This is a genomic window from Glycomyces paridis, assembly GCF_004912155.1.
Lineage (GTDB): Bacteria > Actinomycetota > Actinomycetes > Mycobacteriales > Micromonosporaceae > Glycomyces > Glycomyces paridis.
Window position 1 is genome coordinate 18,324 of record NZ_STGX01000008.1, and the last position, 17,764, is coordinate 36,087.

Genomic DNA, 17,764 nt, shown 5'->3' on the forward strand with positions numbered 1-17,764 from the left:
TAGACCAGGCGTGCCCGTGGCCTTTGCAGAGACTGATCCATCCGAGACGATCGGCGAGATCCCGCACCTCACCGACTTCACGTTTCACAAGACCCTGCCGGACATTGACTTCGAGGCGGTCGCGCTGGCCGGGCTCGACGCCGACTTCTACCGGCGGCCGGTCGGGGACCGGACGCTCAGCGTCGGCGTGTACCGGTTCGCGGGCGCCGAGACCCATCGGGCCTGGGGCTGGGTCGGCGAGGAGCACTGCTCGTGGCACGCCTACCGCGACCCCGCCACCGGCGGCTTCCACGGCCCCTTCCAGGGCTGCCCGCTGCTGCGGGTGCTGCGCGAGGGCGACCGCGCCTACGGCTTCGAACTCGGCTCGGGCGCTCTCGCCCGCACGTTCCGGGTGCGACCGGCCGACTAGTCGGCGGCCTCGACCGCCGAGGCCCGCTGCTCAAGGCGCGTGACCCTGCGGGTGTAGACGATGGCGGCGACGGTGATCGCGAGCCCGAAGAACAGCCCGCTCCCGGCGAACAGCGCCGAGGCGCCCGCCGAGAAGCCCAGGATCGCCACCGGTATCTGCACGAGCCCGATGAGGCCCACCAGCAGCCACTTGCTTCGGCCCCGGCCCCACAGCAGCGCCGTCCAGATCGGCGCCACCACGATGGCGAGCGTCGCGATGTCGAGTGCCCAGTGCAGCACCGGGTTGTGGACCCGGTCGTGCTGGAACGCCATCGCCGGACTCGAGACCGAGACGATCATGGCGGCGACGGTCGCTACGAAGGCAAGACGACGTGTCATACGTGACCTCCTTTGCGAGGGAAGCCTTAACGCTACGTCCGCCCGTCCCACCTGTCTGTCGGGTATCCGCCACTTGGCGTGACAATCGCAGGCCGGCGCCCCCGGGACGGCGCGACCGGCGTTCGCAGGCGCCTCGGAGCGCGAGCCGCGGATGCGGCCGGACGCCCCGACTGCGGGCGGACCGGTGCCGAAGCCGCGCTTCAGCTCCGCTTCAGGTTCGGCGCGCTAGCGTCGAAACCGGGGGGCCTTCCCCAGGGCTTCCTTCGGTCCTCGTGGTGCGCGGCGAAAGGCCGGCGCCCCGCGGGGCGCCGGCCTTTCGCGTCGTCGTGTGCTCGGTCAGCGGTGCGTCTTCGACAGCTGCGCCGCGACCACCGTGTGGCGCAGCAGGAGCGCGGTCGTCACCGGGCCGACGCCGCCGGGGACCGGCGTCAGGCGCCCGGCCACCTCGGACACCGCCGCGTAGTCGACGTCGCCGACCAGGCCGCCGTCCTCGGTCGGGTTGGTGCCCACGTCGATCACCGTCGCACCCGGCTTCACGAAGTCCGCGCCGATCATCCCGGCCCGGCCCACGGCCGCGACCAGCACGTCCGCCCCGCGGCACACCGCCGCCAGGTCCTTCGTGCGCGAATGGCAGACCGTCACCGTCGCCGACTCGTTGAGCAGCAGCATCGCCGCGGGTTTGCCGACCACGTTCGAACGGCCCACGACCACCGCGTTCGCGCCCTCCAGCACCAGGTCCTCGCGCTTGAGCAGCTCCAGGACCGCCTCGGCCGTCGCCGGGGCGAACGTCCGCAGGCCCGCCGCGAGGCGGCCCGCGCTCTCGGTGTTCGCGCCGTCCACGTCCTTGTACGGGCTGATGTACCAGCCGACCTCCGCCAGCGCCACGCCCTTCGGCAGCGGCGTCTGGCAGATGATGCCGTGCACCGCGTCGTCGGCCGACAGCTCCTGGAGCTTCGCGACGATCTCGTCCTTGCCGGGGGCGTCGAGCTGCTCGATCCGGCAGTCGATGCCCTCCTTCTCGGCGGCCTTCTTGATCGAGCGCACGTACCAGGCCGTGCCCTCGTCGTCGGTCGGCACGACCACCGCGAGCAGCGGGACCGTGCCCTCGGCGCGCAGCTTCGCGGCCGCCGCGGCGACCTCCGCGCGGATGTCCTTGGCGACCGTGCGCCCGTCGATGTCACTCATGCCCGAATCCTCTTCGCCACCGCGTGCATGATGGCCTCGGCCTGCACCTTCGTCTGCAACGCCTCGTTGAGCGCGCTCGCGAGGAGCTCGCGCTCGGCGGGGTCCTTGATCGAGACGACGTTGATGTCGACGTTCAGCGCCGCCGACTCCAGGGCCGACTTCGCCGCCGACGCCGCCACCGCCACGTCCGAGAGGACGTTCGGGTTCGAGCCCTCCAGGACCCGGCCCGAGAGGCGGATGACCGCCGCCGCGACGTTCGCCACGGCCAGCGGCACCGCCGCGGCCGCGACCAGGCCCGCCTGGATCGCCGCCGTCCGGGCCGCCTTCTCCTCGTCGGAGGCCTTCGGCAGCTTGTAGGCCGCCACGACGCCGGAGAACGCCTCGGCGTCGTCCTCGGCGAGCTGGAGCGCCTCCAGGCGCAGCCGCTCGGCCTCGGCGAGCACCTCCCGCATCACCGCCTCGTGCTCGGCGAACTTCGGCTTGCCGATGGTCAGGTTGCACACCATCGACACCAGGGCCGCGGCCGTGGCCGCGCTCATGCCCGCCGCCGCGCCGCCGCCGGGAGCCGGGAGCTCCGAGGCGAGGTCGGTCAGCCAGTCTTCAATCGTCGTCTCACGCACCCGGCCAGCCTAGACGCGGCCCGAAAGGTGGGATGTCTGCGATCGTCCCGGTGTGTCGTGTCGGGCGCCCCGGCCTGGGCCCGCGCGCCCGCGCCCGGGGGCGGGCTCAACCCGTGGGACGGCCAATCGGCGTCACGGCCCGCTCGACCGTCCGCGTAGGATATGCGCGTGAACCGCCAATGGCATGATCTGCGAAACCCTGGCCTCGTCCCCGTCGTAGCCGACGCGGAGGAAGCCGAACGCTATCAGCTCGACGCCTGGCGGGACCTGCCCCGCGAGCAGGTGCCCCCGTGGCCCGACTACGCCGAGGTCGAAGAAGTGGCCGGCGTCATGGCCGGCGTCCCGCCGATCGTCGCCCCCTACGAGGTCGAGCACCTGCGCGAACTTCTCGCCGAAGTGTGCGAGGGGCGCGCGTTCCTCATGCAGGGCGGCGACTGCGCCGAGACCTTCATCGACAACACCGAGCACCACGTCCTCGCCAACATGCGCACCCTCCTCCAGATGGCGGTCGTGCTCACCTACGGCGCGTCCCTCCCGGTGATCAAGGTCGGCCGCGTCGCCGGCCAGTACTCCAAGCCCCGCTCGGCCGCCACCGACTCGCTCGGCCTGCCCGTCTACCGCGGCGACATGTTCAACTCCCTCGAAGCGACCGAGGAGGCCCGCGTCTGCGACCCGCAGCGCATGATCCGCGCCTACGCGAACTCGGCCGCGACCATGAACATGCTCCGCGCCTACCTGCGCGGCGGCCTCGCCGACCTCATGGCCGTGCACGACTGGAACAAGGACTTCGTGCGCAACTCCCCGGCCGGGGAGCGCTACGAGGCCATCGGCCGCGAGATCGACCGGGCCGTGCGCTTCATGGCCGCGTGCGGCGTCGAGGACGACAACCTCCACACCGCCGAGGTCTTCGCCTCCCACGAGATGCTCGCCATCGAGTACGACCGCGCGCTCACCCGCATCTTCGACGGCAAGGCGTACGCCCTGTCGGGCCACATGCTGTGGAACGGCGAGCGCACCCGGCAGCTGAACGGCGCGCACATCGACTTCCTCTCGCGCGTCGCCAACCCGGTCGGGTGCAAGATCGGGCCGACCGCGACCCCCGAAGGGGTCGTCGAGATGTGCCAGAAGCTCAACCCGGACAACGTCCCCGGGAAGCTCGTCATCATCACCCGCATGGGCCACAAGCAGGTCCGCACGGTCCTGCCGCCGATCATCGAGAAGGTCGAGGCCGCCGGCTGCAAGGTCGTGTGGCAGTGCGATCCCATGCACGGCAACACCTACGAGGCCGCCTCCGGTTACAAGACCCGCGCGTTCGACCAGGTCGTGGACGAGGTCCTCGGGTTCTTCGAGGTGCACCGCCAGACCGGGACGCACCCCGGCGGCATCCACATCGAGCTCACCGGCGAGGACGTCACCGAATGCGTCGGCGGCGCCCAGGAGATCCGCGACGACCAGCTCTCCGACCGCTACGAGACCGCCTGCGACCCGCGCCTGAACACGCAGCAGTCGCTGGAACTCGCGTTCCTCGTCGCGGAGATGCTGCGCCACTAGGACTTTCCCTCGGTGTGCGCCACGCCATAGAGTGGTGCGCATGAGTGCGCACGACGTGTTCCTGCTCGGCGGAGTGTTCCCCGGTACCGCACCGGCGGCGGCGCTCCGCCGAGTCGTCTCCTACGCGCGCGGCGCCGAGGCCGCGGGCCTCGACGGCGCGTGGGTCGCCGAGCACCACTTCATCGAGTACGGCGCCAACCCCTCCGCCACCCTCATGGCCGCCCACCTCCTCGCCGCCACCGAACGGCTCCAGATCGGGACGGCCGTCGCCGTCCTCTCCAACCGCCACCCCGTCGCCCTCGGCGAGGAGGCCGCCACCCTCGACGCGCTCGCGCCCGGCCGCTTCCGCCTCGGCGTCGGCAGGGGCGGCCCCTGGATCGACCTCGACGTGTTCGGCACCGGCCTCGACCGGTACGAGCACGGCTTCGAGGAAGGGCTCCGGCTGCTGCGCCGCTGGCTCTCGGGCGAACCCGAGGTCACCCACAACGGCGAGTTCTTCGACGTCCTGCCCGTCCGCGTCATGCCGCCGGGCACCGGCGCCCCGCTGTGGGTCGCCGCCACCGGCGAGGACACCGCGCGCCTCGCCGGACGCCTCGGCCTGCCCCTGCTCCTAGGTATGCACGCCCCCGACGAGGACCACCTCGCGCTCCTCTCGCACTGGCGCCGCGAAGCCGAGACCGCCGGGCACGACCCCGAAACGGCCGAACACGTCTCGACCCACCTCGCCCAGGTCGCCGACACCCCCGCCGCGGTCGACGGGCTCCGGGCGGCCCTCACCGAACTGCTCACCCGCGGCGTCGGCCAGTATGTCAGCCTCAAACCCGCCCGGGCCCGGCGCGACCACGCCGCCTATGTGGACTGGATGGTCGAACGCCACGCCGTCGGCCCCGCCGACCACGTCGCCGAACGCCTCGCCGCCTCCGCCGACGCGACCGGCGTCGCCCGCCAGCTCCTCCTCGTCGAAGGCCTCGGCGACCCCGAAGCCGTGCGGGACAACATCGCCGCGCTCGGCGAGGCCCTCACCGGTACGGCGCGTACGGCGGCATCGGCCCCAGCGCCCTGAGCGGCTCGCGCCCCCGCTGACGGAACCACTGGTTCGCCGAACCGGTGAACAGGCACAGCAGCGTCACCAGCGGCATCGACAGCCCCGCGAGCGTCCCCACGAGCCGCGAGCCGTCCACCGGCGCGCCCGTCTGCTCCTCGAAACCGGTGTACAGCCCGAGGAATCCGAACACGAACACCAGCAGCATGACCGCGATCGTCGTGACCTGCGCCCACCGCCGCCCCGCCCCGATCTTCACGGCCAGCACCCCGAACAGGATCACCGCCGCGATCGTGGCCGCGATGACCACCGTGACCACCGCCGCGAAGTCCTCCACCCCCTCGGAGAAGTCCCGCCCGAACTCGAAGTCCTCGACGTCGACCACCGGCGACCAGAACAGCGCCGTCAACCCCGTTCCCGCCCCGCAGCAGATCAGGAACGAGAACTGGAGCCACAGCATCACCTGCGCGCACGTCACCGTGCCCGGTTTGCGCAACAACAGGTCCGGCGCCTGCGGCGAGCCGAACGAGGGGGGAGTCAGGGGCGCGGTCATGGCGGTCCTTCGGTCAGGGGTCCCCCAAGTCTAGAGTTCCCGAGCGACCCGCCCGGACCGCTCGAACCAGCGGTGGCCCTGCGGACCGTAGACGCACCGCAGGACGAAGGCCTGGACGATGAGGGAGGGCGCGGCGGCGACGAGGACGACGATCGCGAGACCCGGGGTCCGCGCCGATGCCAGAAGGGTCAGCGCCGTGAAGCCGGCCAGCACCGCCGTCGCGATGACGACCGTGGTCCGCGCCCGGCGGTCCGCCCGGCCCGCCCAGCGGTTGGTGAAGATGGCGTAAGTGCAGATCGCGGCGAAGCCGATGATCCATGCCACGGGAATTCCGACCCCGGCGGCATTTTCGTGCAAGTCGAATCGCTCGATGGGCCAGACGATCGCGACGAGGAGCGGGAACCCGAAGGAGCAGTTCCCGCCGATCATGACCAGCGCGACCTGGAGCCTGTTGAGGACCCTTGCGGTGGAGATGGCGGTCGGCCACCTGGGAGTGGGCACCGGACGCACCAGGATCGGCATGTCGGGATCGGATTCGTGCGTCTGCGGCAGGCGGTCGTGGTTCACCGGATCGGGCGTGTCCTCGGGGCCCATACGGGTTCCGTTCTGGTGCATCTAACGATCCGCCCCCTCGCCGATACCGGCAAGCGGCGGCGTTCCTTCGGGCATCGGCACCCGGAGCCAGGCCTTCGCTGAATCTGAGCGCAGGCAGGCGGATGCGGCGACGTGCAGGCCGATCGACGGCGCAGCTGTGAGCAGGGCGAGCCACGGGGACCTCCAGACTTCCTCTGCTACGAGTGCGGAGATCGCGAACGCTATGAGCGCCAACGCGATCAGTGTCGCCGTGCCTATGTCGACGGCCGTTCTCCCGCGTCGGTCCCGTTTGTTGAGCAGGTGCGAGGCGAACAGGACCCAGGCGCCGGCCACGCCCGGCTCCACCGCCCAAGGCAGCAGGATGAACCAGGAGGCGGGGTCGCCTGCGCCGATGGCCGCGGCCGCCGTGAGGTTCGTGACGGTCAGGAACGCCGGCATGAGGAACCCGATGGAGATGACGCCGCAGCAGAACAGGGTCACCAGTTGCAGGCCGATGAGCGTCTTCGCCGCGGCCACTGATTTGGGGAGTGAAGGGCTGCCGGTCATTCGGCGGCCTCAGACTTCGTTTGCGGCGTCTCGGTCGCAGTTCCATTGAACCAGGCTTTCGCCGAGTCCGAGCGCAGCAGCATCGACGCGGCGGCCTGTAGGGCTAGCGACGGCGCCGCCGAGAGCAGGGCGAGCCAGGAGTATTCATGGGCTCCGGCCGCGATGAATCCCATCAGCGCCAGGATGATCAATGCCGCCGTACCGATGTCGACGGCGATCCTTCCGCGCGGGTCCCGTCTGTTGAGGAGCCGTTCGGTGAGTACGACCCAGGCGATCGCCACTACAGGTGCCACCGCTATCGCTATGCCGCCGATGTCGCTGACATGATCCGCCAGAATGCTCGCCATCACGAGGAATGCGGGCACGAAAAGCCCGATTGGCAGGACGCCGCAGCCGCAGAGGGTCAGCAGTTGCACGATCACGAGCGTCCTTGCCGTGATCACTGACCTGGGAGGTGTTGGGCGGGTGGTCATTCGGGGGTCTCGGTTTCAGGGTTCGGTTCCGGGTCCGGCGGGGTCTGCTTGAAGGCTTCGGTCTCCAGGAACCAGCGTTCGGCCGAGGCGGAATGGATGCAGACCCAGGCGATGGCCTGGCAGAGGATCGAGGGGGCGGCGGTGATGAGGGTTCGGATCGGGGCGTCGCCGTCGGCGGGGCTGCAGAAGACCGGGGTGAGGCCGAGGGCGGCGATCACGATGAGGCCGGCGGTGATCGCGGTGCGGCCGCGGCGGTCGCCGTTTCCGAGGTGGCTGACGGTGATCACGGCGTAGACCACGGAACCGATGCCGAGCGCCAAGAGGAGGAGCCAGAAGGCGGGGCCGATGGGCAGTGCGCTCAGGGCGACGACGACGAAGGCCGGTTGCCACATGTAGACCGGTGCGAAGCCGCAGCAGAACAGGGACAGGACCTGGAACCAGACGAGCATCTGCGCGGCGGTGACGGTGCCGGGGCGGCTTGGGGTGGGCGAGGGGACGGGCATGGCCGCACCTCCGTGAGGGGGGGAATTGAACATGTTCAGTTGAACATGTTCAAGTTAGCAGGCGTGCGGGGGCACGGCAAAGGCCGGCGCGCTGTGATGTGCGCCGGCCTTTCGCGTTCGTCTAGTGATGCAGTGCGGTGCGCAGGGCCTCGAAGATCGTCCGGTCCCGGTACTCGAATCCCTTGGCCTCCAGGACGCCCGGGCGGATCTTGGCGCCGCGCAGGAGTTCCACGGCGGCCTCGCCGGCGACGAGCTTCACGGCGAAGCCGGGGATGATCCACGGGGTCGGGCGGTGGACGGCCGCTCCCAGGGCGCGGGTGAACTCGCGGTTCGTTGCGGGGGCGGGGCCGACCATGTTGACCGGGCCGGTCCAGTCGCCTTCGATGGCGGCGACGGCGGCGCCGACCCAGTCGCGCAGGGAGATCCAGGGCATGTACTGGTTGCCGCTGCCGAACCGTCCGCCGAGGAAGCACTTCCAGACCGGCACGAACTTGTCGAGCAGGACGCTGTCCTCGCCGAGGACGTGGCCGGTGCGGAGCTTGACGACCCGCGCGCCCGCCTCCTCGGCGGCGGCCGTCGCGCGTTCCCAGACCAGGCAGGTCTTCCCGAGGTAGTCGGCGGCGGCCGGGGTCGACTCGTCGACCTCGACGCCCGCGCGGTCGCCGTACCAGCCTGCGGCCGAGCCGTTGATCAGGGCCGGGACGCCCGCCTGGGCGACGGCGGCGGCGAGGGCCTTCGTCGGAACGACGCGGCTGGAGACGATCCGGCGCTTGTACGCGGCGTTCCAGCGGCGCCCGGCGATCGAGGCGCCGCAGAGGTTCACGACCGCGTCGGCGCCGTCGAGGATCTGCGGGTCCAGGGCCCCTTGGTAAGGGTCCCAGAAGATCTCGTTCTCCTCGTCGGGGCGGCGGCGCACGAGCCGCACGAGGTCGTGGCCGTCGAGGGCCCGCGTCAACTGGGTGCCGAGATAGCCGCTCGATCCGGCGATGACGATCCGCATGACCACAGCCTATGGCCTCGGCGAGCCTGCGGAGCCCCGGACCGGCCCTAGAGCGCGAGCCGGTGGAGGTTGAGGCGTCCGCGCCGGTTCTGCCAGGTCACGCCCGCTTTGATCCCCGCCATGACCGACCGCTGGAGGGTGTTGTCCCCGGGCAGGTCCTCGACGGGGGTGTCCTCGGTCCGGCCGAAGACGAAGCGCCACAGGTCGGAGCGGTTCCCGGCGGGGTCGCCCTCGCCCTGGAGGTCGAAGAGGGCGCCGAAGCCGGGGATGTTCGAGCGCTCGGGCAGCCACTCGCGCAGCCGCGGGTCCAGCAGCCACGACTCGCACACGAACTCCAGGTCGTCGGGCCCGGCGTACCGGTCGGGGAAGGCCGCCGGGAAGAACTCCATCGCCCACTCGACGGACTCGCGCACCGCCTCGCGCGTCAGCGGCCCGCCCTCGCCGCGGATGTGCATGCCCGCGAACGGCTTCGGGCCGGGGCCCTCGACGCCGAACTGGAGGCGCCCGAGCTGGTAGAGCGAGCCGCGCAGGTGCCGGGTGAACCAGGGAGCGACGTCGAGCGCGGCGTGCCCGTGCAGGCGCCGGTTGAGCCGCAGCTTCTCGCCGAGGTCGGCGAGGACCTTGCGCGACAGGTCCTCGTCGACGCCGTGGGCGCGGTGGAACGCCAGCATGTCCGGCACGGCAGCGAGCACCGGGAACAGGCCCAGGAGCGGATGCGCCTCAGGGGAGCGGGGCCAGGGGATCCACTGGGTGCCGCCCATGTCGGCGACGATCGACTGGTAGCGCCGGTCGGCGCCCTCGACCGCGTCGGCGTCGAGCGCCGCGAGGGCGGCCACGGCGTCGTCGGCGTCCTCGGGGAGGGCGCCGCACCAGTCGAGGAGCAGTTCGCGGACGTCGGCGGCGTCGGGTGCGGAGTACGCCTTGACGGCGCCGGGCTGCGGGAGGTCCTGAGTCACCGGGCTATGTCACCACGGACGGGCCCCCGGCGGCAACATCGGGTCGGTCACCCTAGGCTGGGCCCGTGCGACGGCTGCTGACGCCCCCCTGGATCGTCCTCCACTGCTTCGCGGTGGTCCTGACGGTCGCCTTCGGGCTGCTCGGCTGGTGGCAGCTCTCCCGCGCGCAGCACGGCAACGCCATCAGCTGGGGCTACGCGTTCGAATGGCCGCTGTTCGCGGTGTTCACGCTGACGCTGTGGATCCGCCAGATGCGCCTCGAACTGCGCAAGGACCTCCCCGAGGGCGCGACCCGCCGCGGGCGCCCCGAGCCGCCGCCGATGACCTCGCCCTTCGAGTCCGCGATCGTGCGGGCCCGCGAGAACGCCGAACCCGAACCGCACCGTCCAGCTCAGGGGAGCCACGCATGAACGCCGCTCTGAAACGCTTCCGGATCGTCGCCTGGATCGTCGGCACCTGCCTGATCCTGCTGGTGTTCGTGGCGATGCCGGTGAAGTACCTCGGCCACGACGACACGTTCGTGACGATCATCAGCCCGATCCACGGCCTGTGCTACATGGTCTACCTGGTGCTCGGCTTTCACCTCGCCCAGCAGGCGGGCTGGAAGTTCTGGCCGCAGACGGTGGGCCTGCTCCTGGGCGGGACCGTGCCGGTCGGCTCGTTCTTCGTCGAGCGCTGGGCGCACCGGCGCATCCTCGCCGAGCACCCGCAGGCGGCCGACACGAAGATCGGCGAGAAAGAGCGCGTCTGAACGAGACGAAGGCCCGGCGGTCGACCGCCGGGCCTTCGTCACGTTCTCAGTCGAGGTAGGACCCCGATTTGAAGGTGTCCCAGTCGAGGCTCCAGCCGGTGAACCCGTCGCCCTGCGGGACCTCGACGCCGGTGTTCATGACGGTGACCGGGTCGCCCCAGCGCACGAACTCGTAGAGCCACTCGCCCATCTCGTCGGAGACGTTGACGCACCCGTGCGAGCCGTTGGCGACCCCGAGCCGGTCGGCGGCCCAGGGCGCGCCGTGGATGAACTGGCCCGAGAACGTCAGGCGCATCGCCCACTTGACGTCGGTCTCGTAGTCGTACAGCTCGGAGACGAAGGTCGACTCCTTCTCGCGGCTCATGATGGTCATGGTGCCCGAGAAGGACCGCGCGTCGTTGCCGTCGATCGGCTCGTCCGCGCCCAGCGAGATCGGGATGGTCTGCACGATGGTGCCGTCGAGGTAGGCGCGCATCTGCTTGGTGTCGTTGTCGGCCTCCAGGAACCGCTGCTCGGCGTCGATCTGGAAGACCGCCTCCTGGTCGAACTCGCCGTAGCGGCCCTCGCCGAGGTCGAGCCCGCCCAGGCCCAGGCGCACCGAGACCTGCGTGTTCGGCTGCCAGTACTCCTTGGGCCGGTACTCCAGGGCCCGCCCGGTGATCCAGTGCCAGGAGCCCTCCTGCGCGGGCTCGGAGGCGACGAACAGGCGCCGCTCGACCGCGGCGCGCCGGTCTTCGGCCACCTCGTGGCCGTCGAAGCGGAACGCGAGGATCGCGCCCATGCCGACGGTGGTGTCGTTCCCCGGCAGGTAGTTCTCGATGCCGACCCGGTCGCCGGGGGAGGCGATGGTCGTGAACGTGGAGGTCGCCTCGGCGCCGATCCCGTCGGCGTCGGTCGCGGTGACGGTGGCGGTGTAGGTCTGCTCCCACTCCAGGGGGCTGGCCGGGACCCAGGTGGTCCCGTCGGGGTGCATGGCGCCCTCGACGGCGTTGCCCTCGGCGTCGGCGAGCGCGAACTCCCCGAACTCGCCGTTCTCGACCGTCCAGGCGATCTCGGTGGCGGCGGTCGCGTCGGCCGCGCCGTCGGCGGGGGTGATGGTGATCGCGGCGGCGCTCTCGGGTTCGCCCTCGGCGGACTCCCCGCTCCCCTCGATGGTGCCCGATTCCTTCGTGCAGGCGGCGGCGAGGCCGACCGCGGCGAGGCCGCCGGCGGTGAGGGCGCCGCGGCGGGACAGTGAGGCGCGTCCGAAGCTCATGGCCCCCACGGTACACACGGGGGGCGAACCGGCGTCCGGTTCGCGTCTGTGAGTTCGACGGCCCCGCCGGGCCTCAGCGGATGCTGAGGTGGACGTGGTTGGTGTGGTCGGAGGAGGGGTCGCCGCCGGCGCCGGAATAGGACTTCCAGCCCGAGGAGGGCAGCCAGATCTCGCGGTACCAGATGACGTACTGCACGCCCAGCGCGTCGGCGTTCTCCACGAACCAGGCGGCGAGGTTCTGGCCGTAGTCGAAGTCGTCGCCGCCCGCGTCGCCGCCGAAGCCCCCGGGCTGCGCCGAGAAGTCGCAGGCCCGGCCCTTGGGGTGCTCGCCGGACCCGGAGGGTCGGTAGCAGGAGACGTACCTGGTGAAGTTCGCGATCTGGGCCTGCTCCAGGGCGTGGAGGGTGCGCGGGGTGAGGCAGCCGTTCGCGGGGGTCGGGTCGTCCTCGGAGCACGACTCGTACGGGAGGGTCCCGTCGGAGTTGCGCGGTGCGGGCTCGGCGGCGGGGGCGTCGGAGGCGCTGGGGCCGACGGCGTCGTCGCCGCCGGAGCCGGCGAGTTCGCGGGCGGCCTGGTCGCGGGCCTCCTCCATCGCCTCGGTCGTCTCCTCCTGCTCGGTGATGTTGTCCGCCAGGGTCTCGCGCGTGGCCTCGATCTCGGCGAGGCGGCCGATGAGCTGGTTGAGCCGGTCGGCGCGCGACTCGCCGAGGAACTGGAGCATCGTCATGGCGCTGATGGCGTCCTGCGGGTCGCCGGAGGAGAGGAGCGCGGCGGTGGACTGGAAGTCGGAGGTCGTGGAGGCGACGTACGCGTACTCCTCCAGTTCGATCTTGAGCTCGGCGACCTCGGCCTCGGAGTCCTCCAGCTCCTGCTCCAGGTCCTTCTGCTCCTGCTCCAGGGCCGCGAGCTGGTCCTGCGCGTCGAGGTAGTCGGCGATCGCCTGGCTGAGGGCCTCGGAGGCGCCCTCCTCCTGCGCGGAGGACTGCGAGGCGGGGAGGACGAGGAAGACGACCGCCGCGAGGGCCACGACCGGGAGCGAGAGCAGGCGCCGGGCGCCGCTGCGCGCAGTGCGCCCTGCGGCGCGGGGAGGGAGGTATCCGTTCAAGGCGTGCGGGCCCTTCGGTAGCGCGGAGCCGAGTGGACGGGGTGATCGGCGTACAGCGTAGAACGGGAGGATTCCTCGCTCGAACCGGGCCTGTGGATATGACCCCTGGTAGTCACTTTGTGACCGTGTTCGGCGGGGCTATGGCGTGGCTTACGCGAGGGCGGCCGGAACGCGTTTCGACTGGTAGGATCGTTCGAAATTGAACCAGCCGGAGCGGCTGGTGTCGAGCGCGGGACGGGAGGACGGCATGGGCGCGGGCGACTTCGAGAGCCGCTGGCTCGCCCCCGACGTCAACGCCGTCTGGGCGCGGTTCCTCAACGTCACGCACCGGCTCGAACACCAGATCGACCGGCGCCTCCAGGACCACCACGGCATCACCCACACCCAGTACGAGATCCTCGTGCGCCTCGCCGACAGCGACGAGCGGGCCATGCGCATGAGCGACCTCGCCGACAGCATCGTCACCGCCAAGAGCGCCGTCACCTACCAGGTCAACCGGCTCTCCGAGATGGGCCTGGTCGAGCGCAACAAGTGCGACCGCGACAACCGGGGCATATGGGTCAAGCTCACCGCCGCCGGGGTCGAGCGGCTCGAACAGGCCGCCCCGTGCATCCTCTCCCTCGTGCGCGAACTCTTCCTCGACGCCATCAACTGCGACCAGGCCGCCGAGCTGGACAAACTCCTCGAAATCTGGTCGGACAACCTCGATGCGGGCGCCGCCGAGCCCCCCGCCGAAGGCCGCTGACCACTTTCGACGGGCGCCGCCGGTGTACGGCCTGCCGACGGGCCGTGCCGGTGTAGGGTCAGGCCGTGCCGACCTTTCCGCGTCCTGAGACGACCATCCCCTACCGAGTCGCCGACCTCGCCGACCTCGTCCCCGCGGCCCAGGACCGGACGCTCGCCGTCACCGGCGTCAGCCTCGCGGCCGACGCCGTCGAACCCGGCGACCTCTTCGCGGCGCTCCCGGGCACCCGCCGCCACGGCGCCGAATTCGCCGACCTCGCCGCCGAGCGCGGCGCCGTCGCCGTCCTCACCGACGCCCGCGGCGCCGAACTCGTCGGCGACCTCCTGCCCGTCCTCGTCGCCGAGGACCCGCGCACGCTCACCGGGGCCGTCGCCGCCCGCGTCTGGGGCCGCCCCTCCGAGCACCTCAACCTCATCGGCATCACCGGCACCAACGGCAAGACCTCCACCGCCTACCTCGTGGAGGCCGCCCTCGCCCACGCCGGGCGCACCACCGGCATCATCGGCACCGTCGAGACCCGCATTGCGGGCGACCGCGTCGACTCCGAGCGCACCACCCCCGAGGCCCCCGAACTCCAGGCGCTGCTCGCGACCGCCCTCGAACGGGGCGTCACCGACGTGGTCATGGAGGTCTCCAGCCACGCCCTCGTCCTCGGCCGCGTCGAGGGCTGCCGCTTCAAGGCCGCCGGATTCACCATGTTCGGCACCGACCACCTCGACTTCCACGCAGACCTCGACGACTACTTCGCCGCCAAGGCCCGCCTCTTCGACGGCCGCGCCGAGACCGAGGTCCTCAACGCCGACGACCCCCGCGTGGCGACCCTCGCCGACGGCGTCAACCGCACCTTCTCCCTCCTCGACCCCACCGCCGACTACTACGCCCACGACCTCGCCGGCGACGGCTTCACCCAGACCTTCCAGCTCAGCGGCCCCCGCGGCAAGGGCGAGGGCCGCGTCGACATGCCCGGGCGCCATAACGTCGCCAACGCCGCGCTCGCCGTCGCCCTCCTCGAAGCCGTGGGCCTCGACACCGAGACCGCGCTCGACGGCGTCGCCTCCTGCACCGGCGTGCCCGGCCGCATGGAGCTGGTCTCCGGGGACGCCCCCGTGCGCGGCGTCGTCGACTACGCCCACAAGCCCGAGGCGATCACCGCCGTCCTCGACGCCCTCAAGGAGTCGACCCCCGGCCGCGTCATCGCCGTCCTCGGCGCCGGCGGCGACCGCGACCGCTCCAAGCGGCCGCTCATGGGCGCCGCCGCCTCCCGCGCCGACCTGGTCATCGTCACCGACGACAACCCCCGCACCGAGGACCCCGCGCGCATCCGCGACGAGGTGGCACTCGCCGTCCAGGGCGTGCCCTGCCGTAATATTCCGGGACGGGAGGCCGCCGTCCGGGAGGCCGCCGCACTGGCCGCCCCGGGGGACACCGTCGCCCTGCTCGGCAAGGGCCACGAGACGTACACCGAGACCGCCGAGGGCCCCGTCGCCAGCGACGACCGCGTCCTCCTCGCCCGCGCGCTCCGGGACGCGGGCTGGGTCACCCCCGCCCGCAACGACGCCTGAGGCGCCACCGCCCAACCGAACAACAGGAGGAGTCAGCCGCGTGATCCCCATGAGCCTGGCCGCGATCGCCGACGCCGTCGGCGGAACGCTCAGCGAGCACGCCGACCCCGAGGCCGTCGTCACCGGCGACGTCGAGTTCGACTCCCGCAAGGCCGGGCCCGGAGGGCTCTTCCTCGCCATACCCGGCGCCAAAGTGGACGGCCACGAGTTCGCCGCCAAGGCCCTCGCGCAGGGCGCCGTCGCCACCGTCGCCACCCGCCCGGTCGAGGGCCCCGCGATCTACGTGGACGACGCCGTCGCCGCGCTCACCCTGCTCGCCAAGGACGTCGCGCGCCGCTCGGACGCCACGGTCATCGGCGTCACCGGCTCCAACGGCAAGACCTCCACGAAGGACCTCCTCGCGCAGGTGTGCGCCGACCTCGGCCCCACCGTCGCCACCGAGGGCAACTTCAACAACGAGCTCGGCCACCCCTACACCGTCTGCAAGACCGCGCCCGACACGAAGTACCTCGTCCTCGAACTCGCCGCCCGCGGCCTCGGCCACATCACCGAGCTGTGCACGATCGCCCCGCCGCACATCGGCGTCGTCCTCAACGTCGGCATCTCCCACCTCGACGGCTTCGGCGACATCGAGACCACCGCGCGGGCGAAGTCCGAACTGCCGCGCTTCCTGGGCCCGAACGACCACGTCGTGCTCAACGCCGACGACCCGCGCGTCAAGGCGATGGGTGAGGGCGTCGAGGCCGCCGACGTCTACTTCGGCGTCGACGGCCCGGCCGACTTCACCGCCGAAGACCTCGAACCCGGCGACGGCCGCCACCGCTTCACCCTCCGCACCCCCGACGGCACCGCCGACGTGCAGCTCAACCTGTGGGGCCGCCACCACGTGTACAACGCCCTGGCCGCCGCCGGCGCCGCCTGGCACCTCGGCGCGAGCACCGAGGCGATCGCCAAGAGCCTCTCGGCCGCCGGACGCCTCTCCGAACGCCGCATGGACGTCTTCACCCGCCCCGACGGCACCGTCGTCATCGACGACTCCTACAACGCCAACCCCGCCTCGATGGGCGCGGCCGTCCGCACCCTCGGGCAGCTCCCCACCGAGGGCCGCCGCATCGCGGTCCTCGGACTCATGGCCGACCTCGAAGCACAGAGCGAGGAATGCCACCACCGCCTCGGCGAACAGGCCCGCGAAGCGGGCATCGACGAGGTCATCGCCGTCGGCGACGGCACCCAACCCATCTTGACCGGTGCCGACGGCGTCACCGCCACCCACGTACCCGACCAAGCCGCGGCCATCGCGCTGCTGCGGACCCGGCTGCGCCCCGGCGACGCCGTCCTGGTGAAAGGCTCCCGATACCGGACCTGGGACGTCGCCGACCACCTGCGCGCCAAGGAGGAAACCGACCAGTGAGAGCAGTAATCGTCGCCGCGTTCGTGGCGTTCGCGCTCACCATGGCGCTCACGCCCCTCGCGGCCAAGGCCTTCCGACGCCTCAAGGCCGGACAGCCCATCCGCACCGACGGCCCCCAGACCCACCTCGCCAAGGCCGGCACCCCCACCATGGGCGGCGTCGTCTTCATCGTCACCACCGTCCTCGCCTACGCCGCGGGCCACCTCGTCCTCATGGCCCTCCCCGAACGGGTCGACGGCGTCGTCCTCAACCGCCCCACCGGCTTCACCGCCACCGGCCTGGTCCTCATCGGACTGTTCATCACCTGCGGCGCCGTCGGCTTCATCGACGACTGGCTCAAGATCCGCCGCAAGCACTCCGGCGGCATCTCCGGCCGCGCCAAGGTCATCGGCCTCTCCATCGCCGCCACGATCTTCGGCGTCATGGCCGTCTACTACACCGGCTCGATCGACTCCCCGGACATCTCCGAGACCGTCGCGACCCCCTTCATCTCCTTCACCCGCGACATCCCCGAACTCGACATCACCAAGATCGGCATGGTCGTGGTGATCGTCCTCCTCGTCAACGCCACCGCCAACGGCGTCAACCTCACCGACGGCCTCGACGGCCTCGCCACCGGCGCCTCCATGATGGCCTTCGTGGCGTTCATCATCATCGGCTTCTGGGAGTACCGCCACTGGTGCGGCGGCGCGCAGCCGGCCGAGAACCTCTGCTACGACGTCCGCGACCCCCTCGAGATCGCCCTCATCGCCGGCGCCGCCGCGGGCGCCATGTTCGGCTTCCTGTGGTGGAACACCTCGCCCGCCCAGATCTTCATGGGCGACTCCGGCTCCCTCAGCCTCGGCGCCCTCATCGCCGGACTCGCCTTCGCCTCCAAGACGATCCTGCTCCTGCCCATCCTCGGCGCCCTCTTCGTCATCACCACCGCCAGCGTCATGATCCAGGTGACCTCCTTCAAACTCACCGGCAGACGCGTCTTCCGCATGTCGCCCATCCAGCACCACTTCGAACTCGCCGGCTGGTCCGAGGTCACCATCGTCGTGCGCTTCTGGATCATCGCCGGCATCGGCGTCGCCATCGCCCTCGGATTCTTCTTCGCCGACTTCCTGCGGATCGCGGGGTAGGC

The 17,764-nt window shown here is 71.4% G+C and carries 21 protein-coding genes; 9 read left to right on the forward strand and 12 right to left on the reverse strand.

Annotated features, from left to right (window positions below; translation table 11 throughout):
- Positions 1-16: 16 nt before the first annotated feature.
- Positions 17-409, forward strand: a complete 393-nt coding sequence (locus E9998_RS11805) for a hypothetical protein (RefSeq protein ID WP_136529905.1) — start codon at positions 17-19, stop codon at positions 407-409.
- On the opposite strand, the gene E9998_RS11810 is transcribed toward E9998_RS11805, so the two are convergent.
- The 3 genes from E9998_RS11810 to E9998_RS11820 form a co-directional block, all read right to left on the reverse strand.
- Positions 406-786: a hypothetical protein gene (locus E9998_RS11810; RefSeq protein ID WP_136529906.1), complete on the reverse strand. Its 381-nt coding sequence runs from the start codon at positions 784-786 to the stop codon at positions 406-408. The genes E9998_RS11805 and E9998_RS11810 overlap by 4 nt on opposite strands.
- Positions 787-1,122: 336 nt before the next feature.
- Positions 1,123-1,971, reverse strand: a complete 849-nt coding sequence (locus E9998_RS11815) for a bifunctional 5,10-methylenetetrahydrofolate dehydrogenase/5,10-methenyltetrahydrofolate cyclohydrolase (protein WP_136529907.1) — start codon at positions 1,969-1,971, stop codon at positions 1,123-1,125.
- Positions 1,968-2,591 carry a cyclodeaminase/cyclohydrolase family protein gene (locus E9998_RS11820; protein ID WP_136529908.1) on the reverse strand — a complete coding sequence of 208 codons (624 nt, stop codon included), beginning with the start codon at positions 2,589-2,591 and terminating at the stop codon, positions 1,968-1,970. Before E9998_RS11820 ends, E9998_RS11815 begins: the two co-directional genes overlap by 4 nt.
- Before the next feature lie 189 nt (positions 2,592-2,780).
- On the opposite strand from E9998_RS11820, the gene E9998_RS11825 reads away from it, so the two are divergent.
- Both E9998_RS11825 and E9998_RS11830 read left to right on the forward strand, forming a co-directional pair.
- The gene (locus tag E9998_RS11825) at positions 2,781-4,142 is read left to right on the forward strand and encodes a class II 3-deoxy-7-phosphoheptulonate synthase (protein ID WP_420842431.1); all 1,362 of its coding nucleotides are present in this window, start codon (positions 2,781-2,783) and stop codon (positions 4,140-4,142) included.
- Between the two features lie 40 nt (positions 4,143-4,182).
- A complete protein-coding gene (locus E9998_RS11830) occupies positions 4,183-5,205 on the forward strand; it encodes an LLM class flavin-dependent oxidoreductase (RefSeq protein ID WP_136529910.1) in 1,023 nt (340 codons plus the stop codon).
- Here E9998_RS11830 and E9998_RS11835 read toward each other — a convergent pair.
- The 7 genes from E9998_RS11835 to E9998_RS11865 all read right to left on the reverse strand — a co-directional run bounded on the left by E9998_RS11835 (position 5,162) and on the right by E9998_RS11865 (position 9,809).
- The gene (locus tag E9998_RS11835) at positions 5,162-5,737 is read right to left on the reverse strand and encodes a hypothetical protein (protein WP_136529911.1); all 576 of its coding nucleotides are present in this window, start codon (positions 5,735-5,737) and stop codon (positions 5,162-5,164) included. The genes E9998_RS11830 and E9998_RS11835 overlap by 44 nt on opposite strands.
- Before the next feature lie 30 nt (positions 5,738-5,767).
- Positions 5,768-6,352 carry a hypothetical protein gene (locus E9998_RS11840; RefSeq protein ID WP_136529912.1) on the reverse strand — a complete coding sequence of 195 codons (585 nt, stop codon included), beginning with the start codon at positions 6,350-6,352 and terminating at the stop codon, positions 5,768-5,770.
- A complete protein-coding gene (locus E9998_RS11845; protein WP_136529913.1) occupies positions 6,353-6,877 on the reverse strand; it encodes a hypothetical protein in 525 nt (174 codons plus the stop codon).
- Positions 6,874-7,299: a hypothetical protein gene (locus E9998_RS11850; RefSeq protein ID WP_136529914.1), complete on the reverse strand. Its 426-nt coding sequence runs from the start codon at positions 7,297-7,299 to the stop codon at positions 6,874-6,876. Before E9998_RS11850 ends, E9998_RS11845 begins: the two co-directional genes overlap by 4 nt.
- Before the next feature lie 47 nt (positions 7,300-7,346).
- Positions 7,347-7,853 carry a hypothetical protein gene (locus E9998_RS11855; RefSeq protein ID WP_136529915.1) on the reverse strand — a complete coding sequence of 169 codons (507 nt, stop codon included), beginning with the start codon at positions 7,851-7,853 and terminating at the stop codon, positions 7,347-7,349.
- Positions 7,854-7,974: 121 nt separating this feature from the next.
- Positions 7,975-8,853, reverse strand: coding sequence for a TIGR01777 family oxidoreductase (locus E9998_RS11860; RefSeq protein ID WP_136529916.1), 879 nt, complete (start codon positions 8,851-8,853; stop codon positions 7,975-7,977).
- A gap of 47 nt (positions 8,854-8,900) precedes the next feature.
- Positions 8,901-9,809, reverse strand: coding sequence for an acyltransferase domain-containing protein (locus tag E9998_RS11865; RefSeq protein ID WP_136529917.1), 909 nt, complete (start codon positions 9,807-9,809; stop codon positions 8,901-8,903).
- Positions 9,810-9,874: 65 nt separating this feature from the next.
- Between E9998_RS11865 and E9998_RS11870 the strand changes: the two genes are divergently transcribed.
- Together E9998_RS11870 and E9998_RS11875 are read left to right on the forward strand one after the other, a co-directional pair.
- Positions 9,875-10,219, forward strand: coding sequence for a hypothetical protein (locus tag E9998_RS11870; protein ID WP_136529918.1), 345 nt, complete (start codon positions 9,875-9,877; stop codon positions 10,217-10,219).
- The gene (locus E9998_RS11875; protein ID WP_136529919.1) at positions 10,216-10,560 is read left to right on the forward strand and encodes a DUF3817 domain-containing protein; all 345 of its coding nucleotides are present in this window, start codon (positions 10,216-10,218) and stop codon (positions 10,558-10,560) included. The genes E9998_RS11870 and E9998_RS11875 overlap by 4 nt, the downstream gene beginning before the upstream one ends.
- 46 nt (positions 10,561-10,606) lie before the next feature.
- Here E9998_RS11875 and E9998_RS11880 read toward each other — a convergent pair whose 3' ends face one another.
- Entirely contained in the window at positions 10,607-11,815 is a 1,209-nt protein-coding gene (locus tag E9998_RS11880) for a L,D-transpeptidase (protein ID WP_136529920.1), read from the reverse strand.
- Between the two features lie 73 nt (positions 11,816-11,888).
- Positions 11,889-12,920, reverse strand: a complete 1,032-nt coding sequence (locus E9998_RS11885; RefSeq protein ID WP_136529921.1) for a VldE C-terminal domain-containing protein — start codon at positions 12,918-12,920, stop codon at positions 11,889-11,891.
- A gap of 199 nt (positions 12,921-13,119) precedes the next feature.
- Between E9998_RS11885 and E9998_RS11890 the strand changes: the two genes are divergently transcribed.
- The 4 genes from E9998_RS11890 (at position 13,120) to mraY (ending at position 17,762) form a co-directional block, all read left to right on the forward strand.
- Complete coding sequence (locus E9998_RS11890) at positions 13,120-13,665, forward strand: MarR family winged helix-turn-helix transcriptional regulator (RefSeq protein ID WP_136529922.1); 546 nt, start codon at positions 13,120-13,122, stop codon at positions 13,663-13,665.
- A 65-nt stretch (positions 13,666-13,730) separates the two neighbouring features.
- Positions 13,731-15,227, forward strand: a complete 1,497-nt coding sequence (locus tag E9998_RS11895) for a UDP-N-acetylmuramoyl-L-alanyl-D-glutamate--2,6-diaminopimelate ligase (RefSeq protein ID WP_136529923.1) — start codon at positions 13,731-13,733, stop codon at positions 15,225-15,227.
- Between the two features lie 40 nt (positions 15,228-15,267).
- Positions 15,268-16,638 (forward strand): UDP-N-acetylmuramoyl-tripeptide--D-alanyl-D-alanine ligase, encoded by a 1,371-nt coding sequence (locus E9998_RS11900; protein ID WP_136529924.1) that lies wholly within the window; start codon positions 15,268-15,270, stop codon positions 16,636-16,638.
- Positions 16,635-17,762: a phospho-N-acetylmuramoyl-pentapeptide-transferase gene (gene mraY / locus E9998_RS11905; RefSeq protein ID WP_136529925.1), complete on the forward strand. Its 1,128-nt coding sequence runs from the start codon at positions 16,635-16,637 to the stop codon at positions 17,760-17,762. The genes E9998_RS11900 and mraY overlap by 4 nt, the downstream gene beginning before the upstream one ends.
- Positions 17,763-17,764 lie beyond the last annotated feature (2 nt).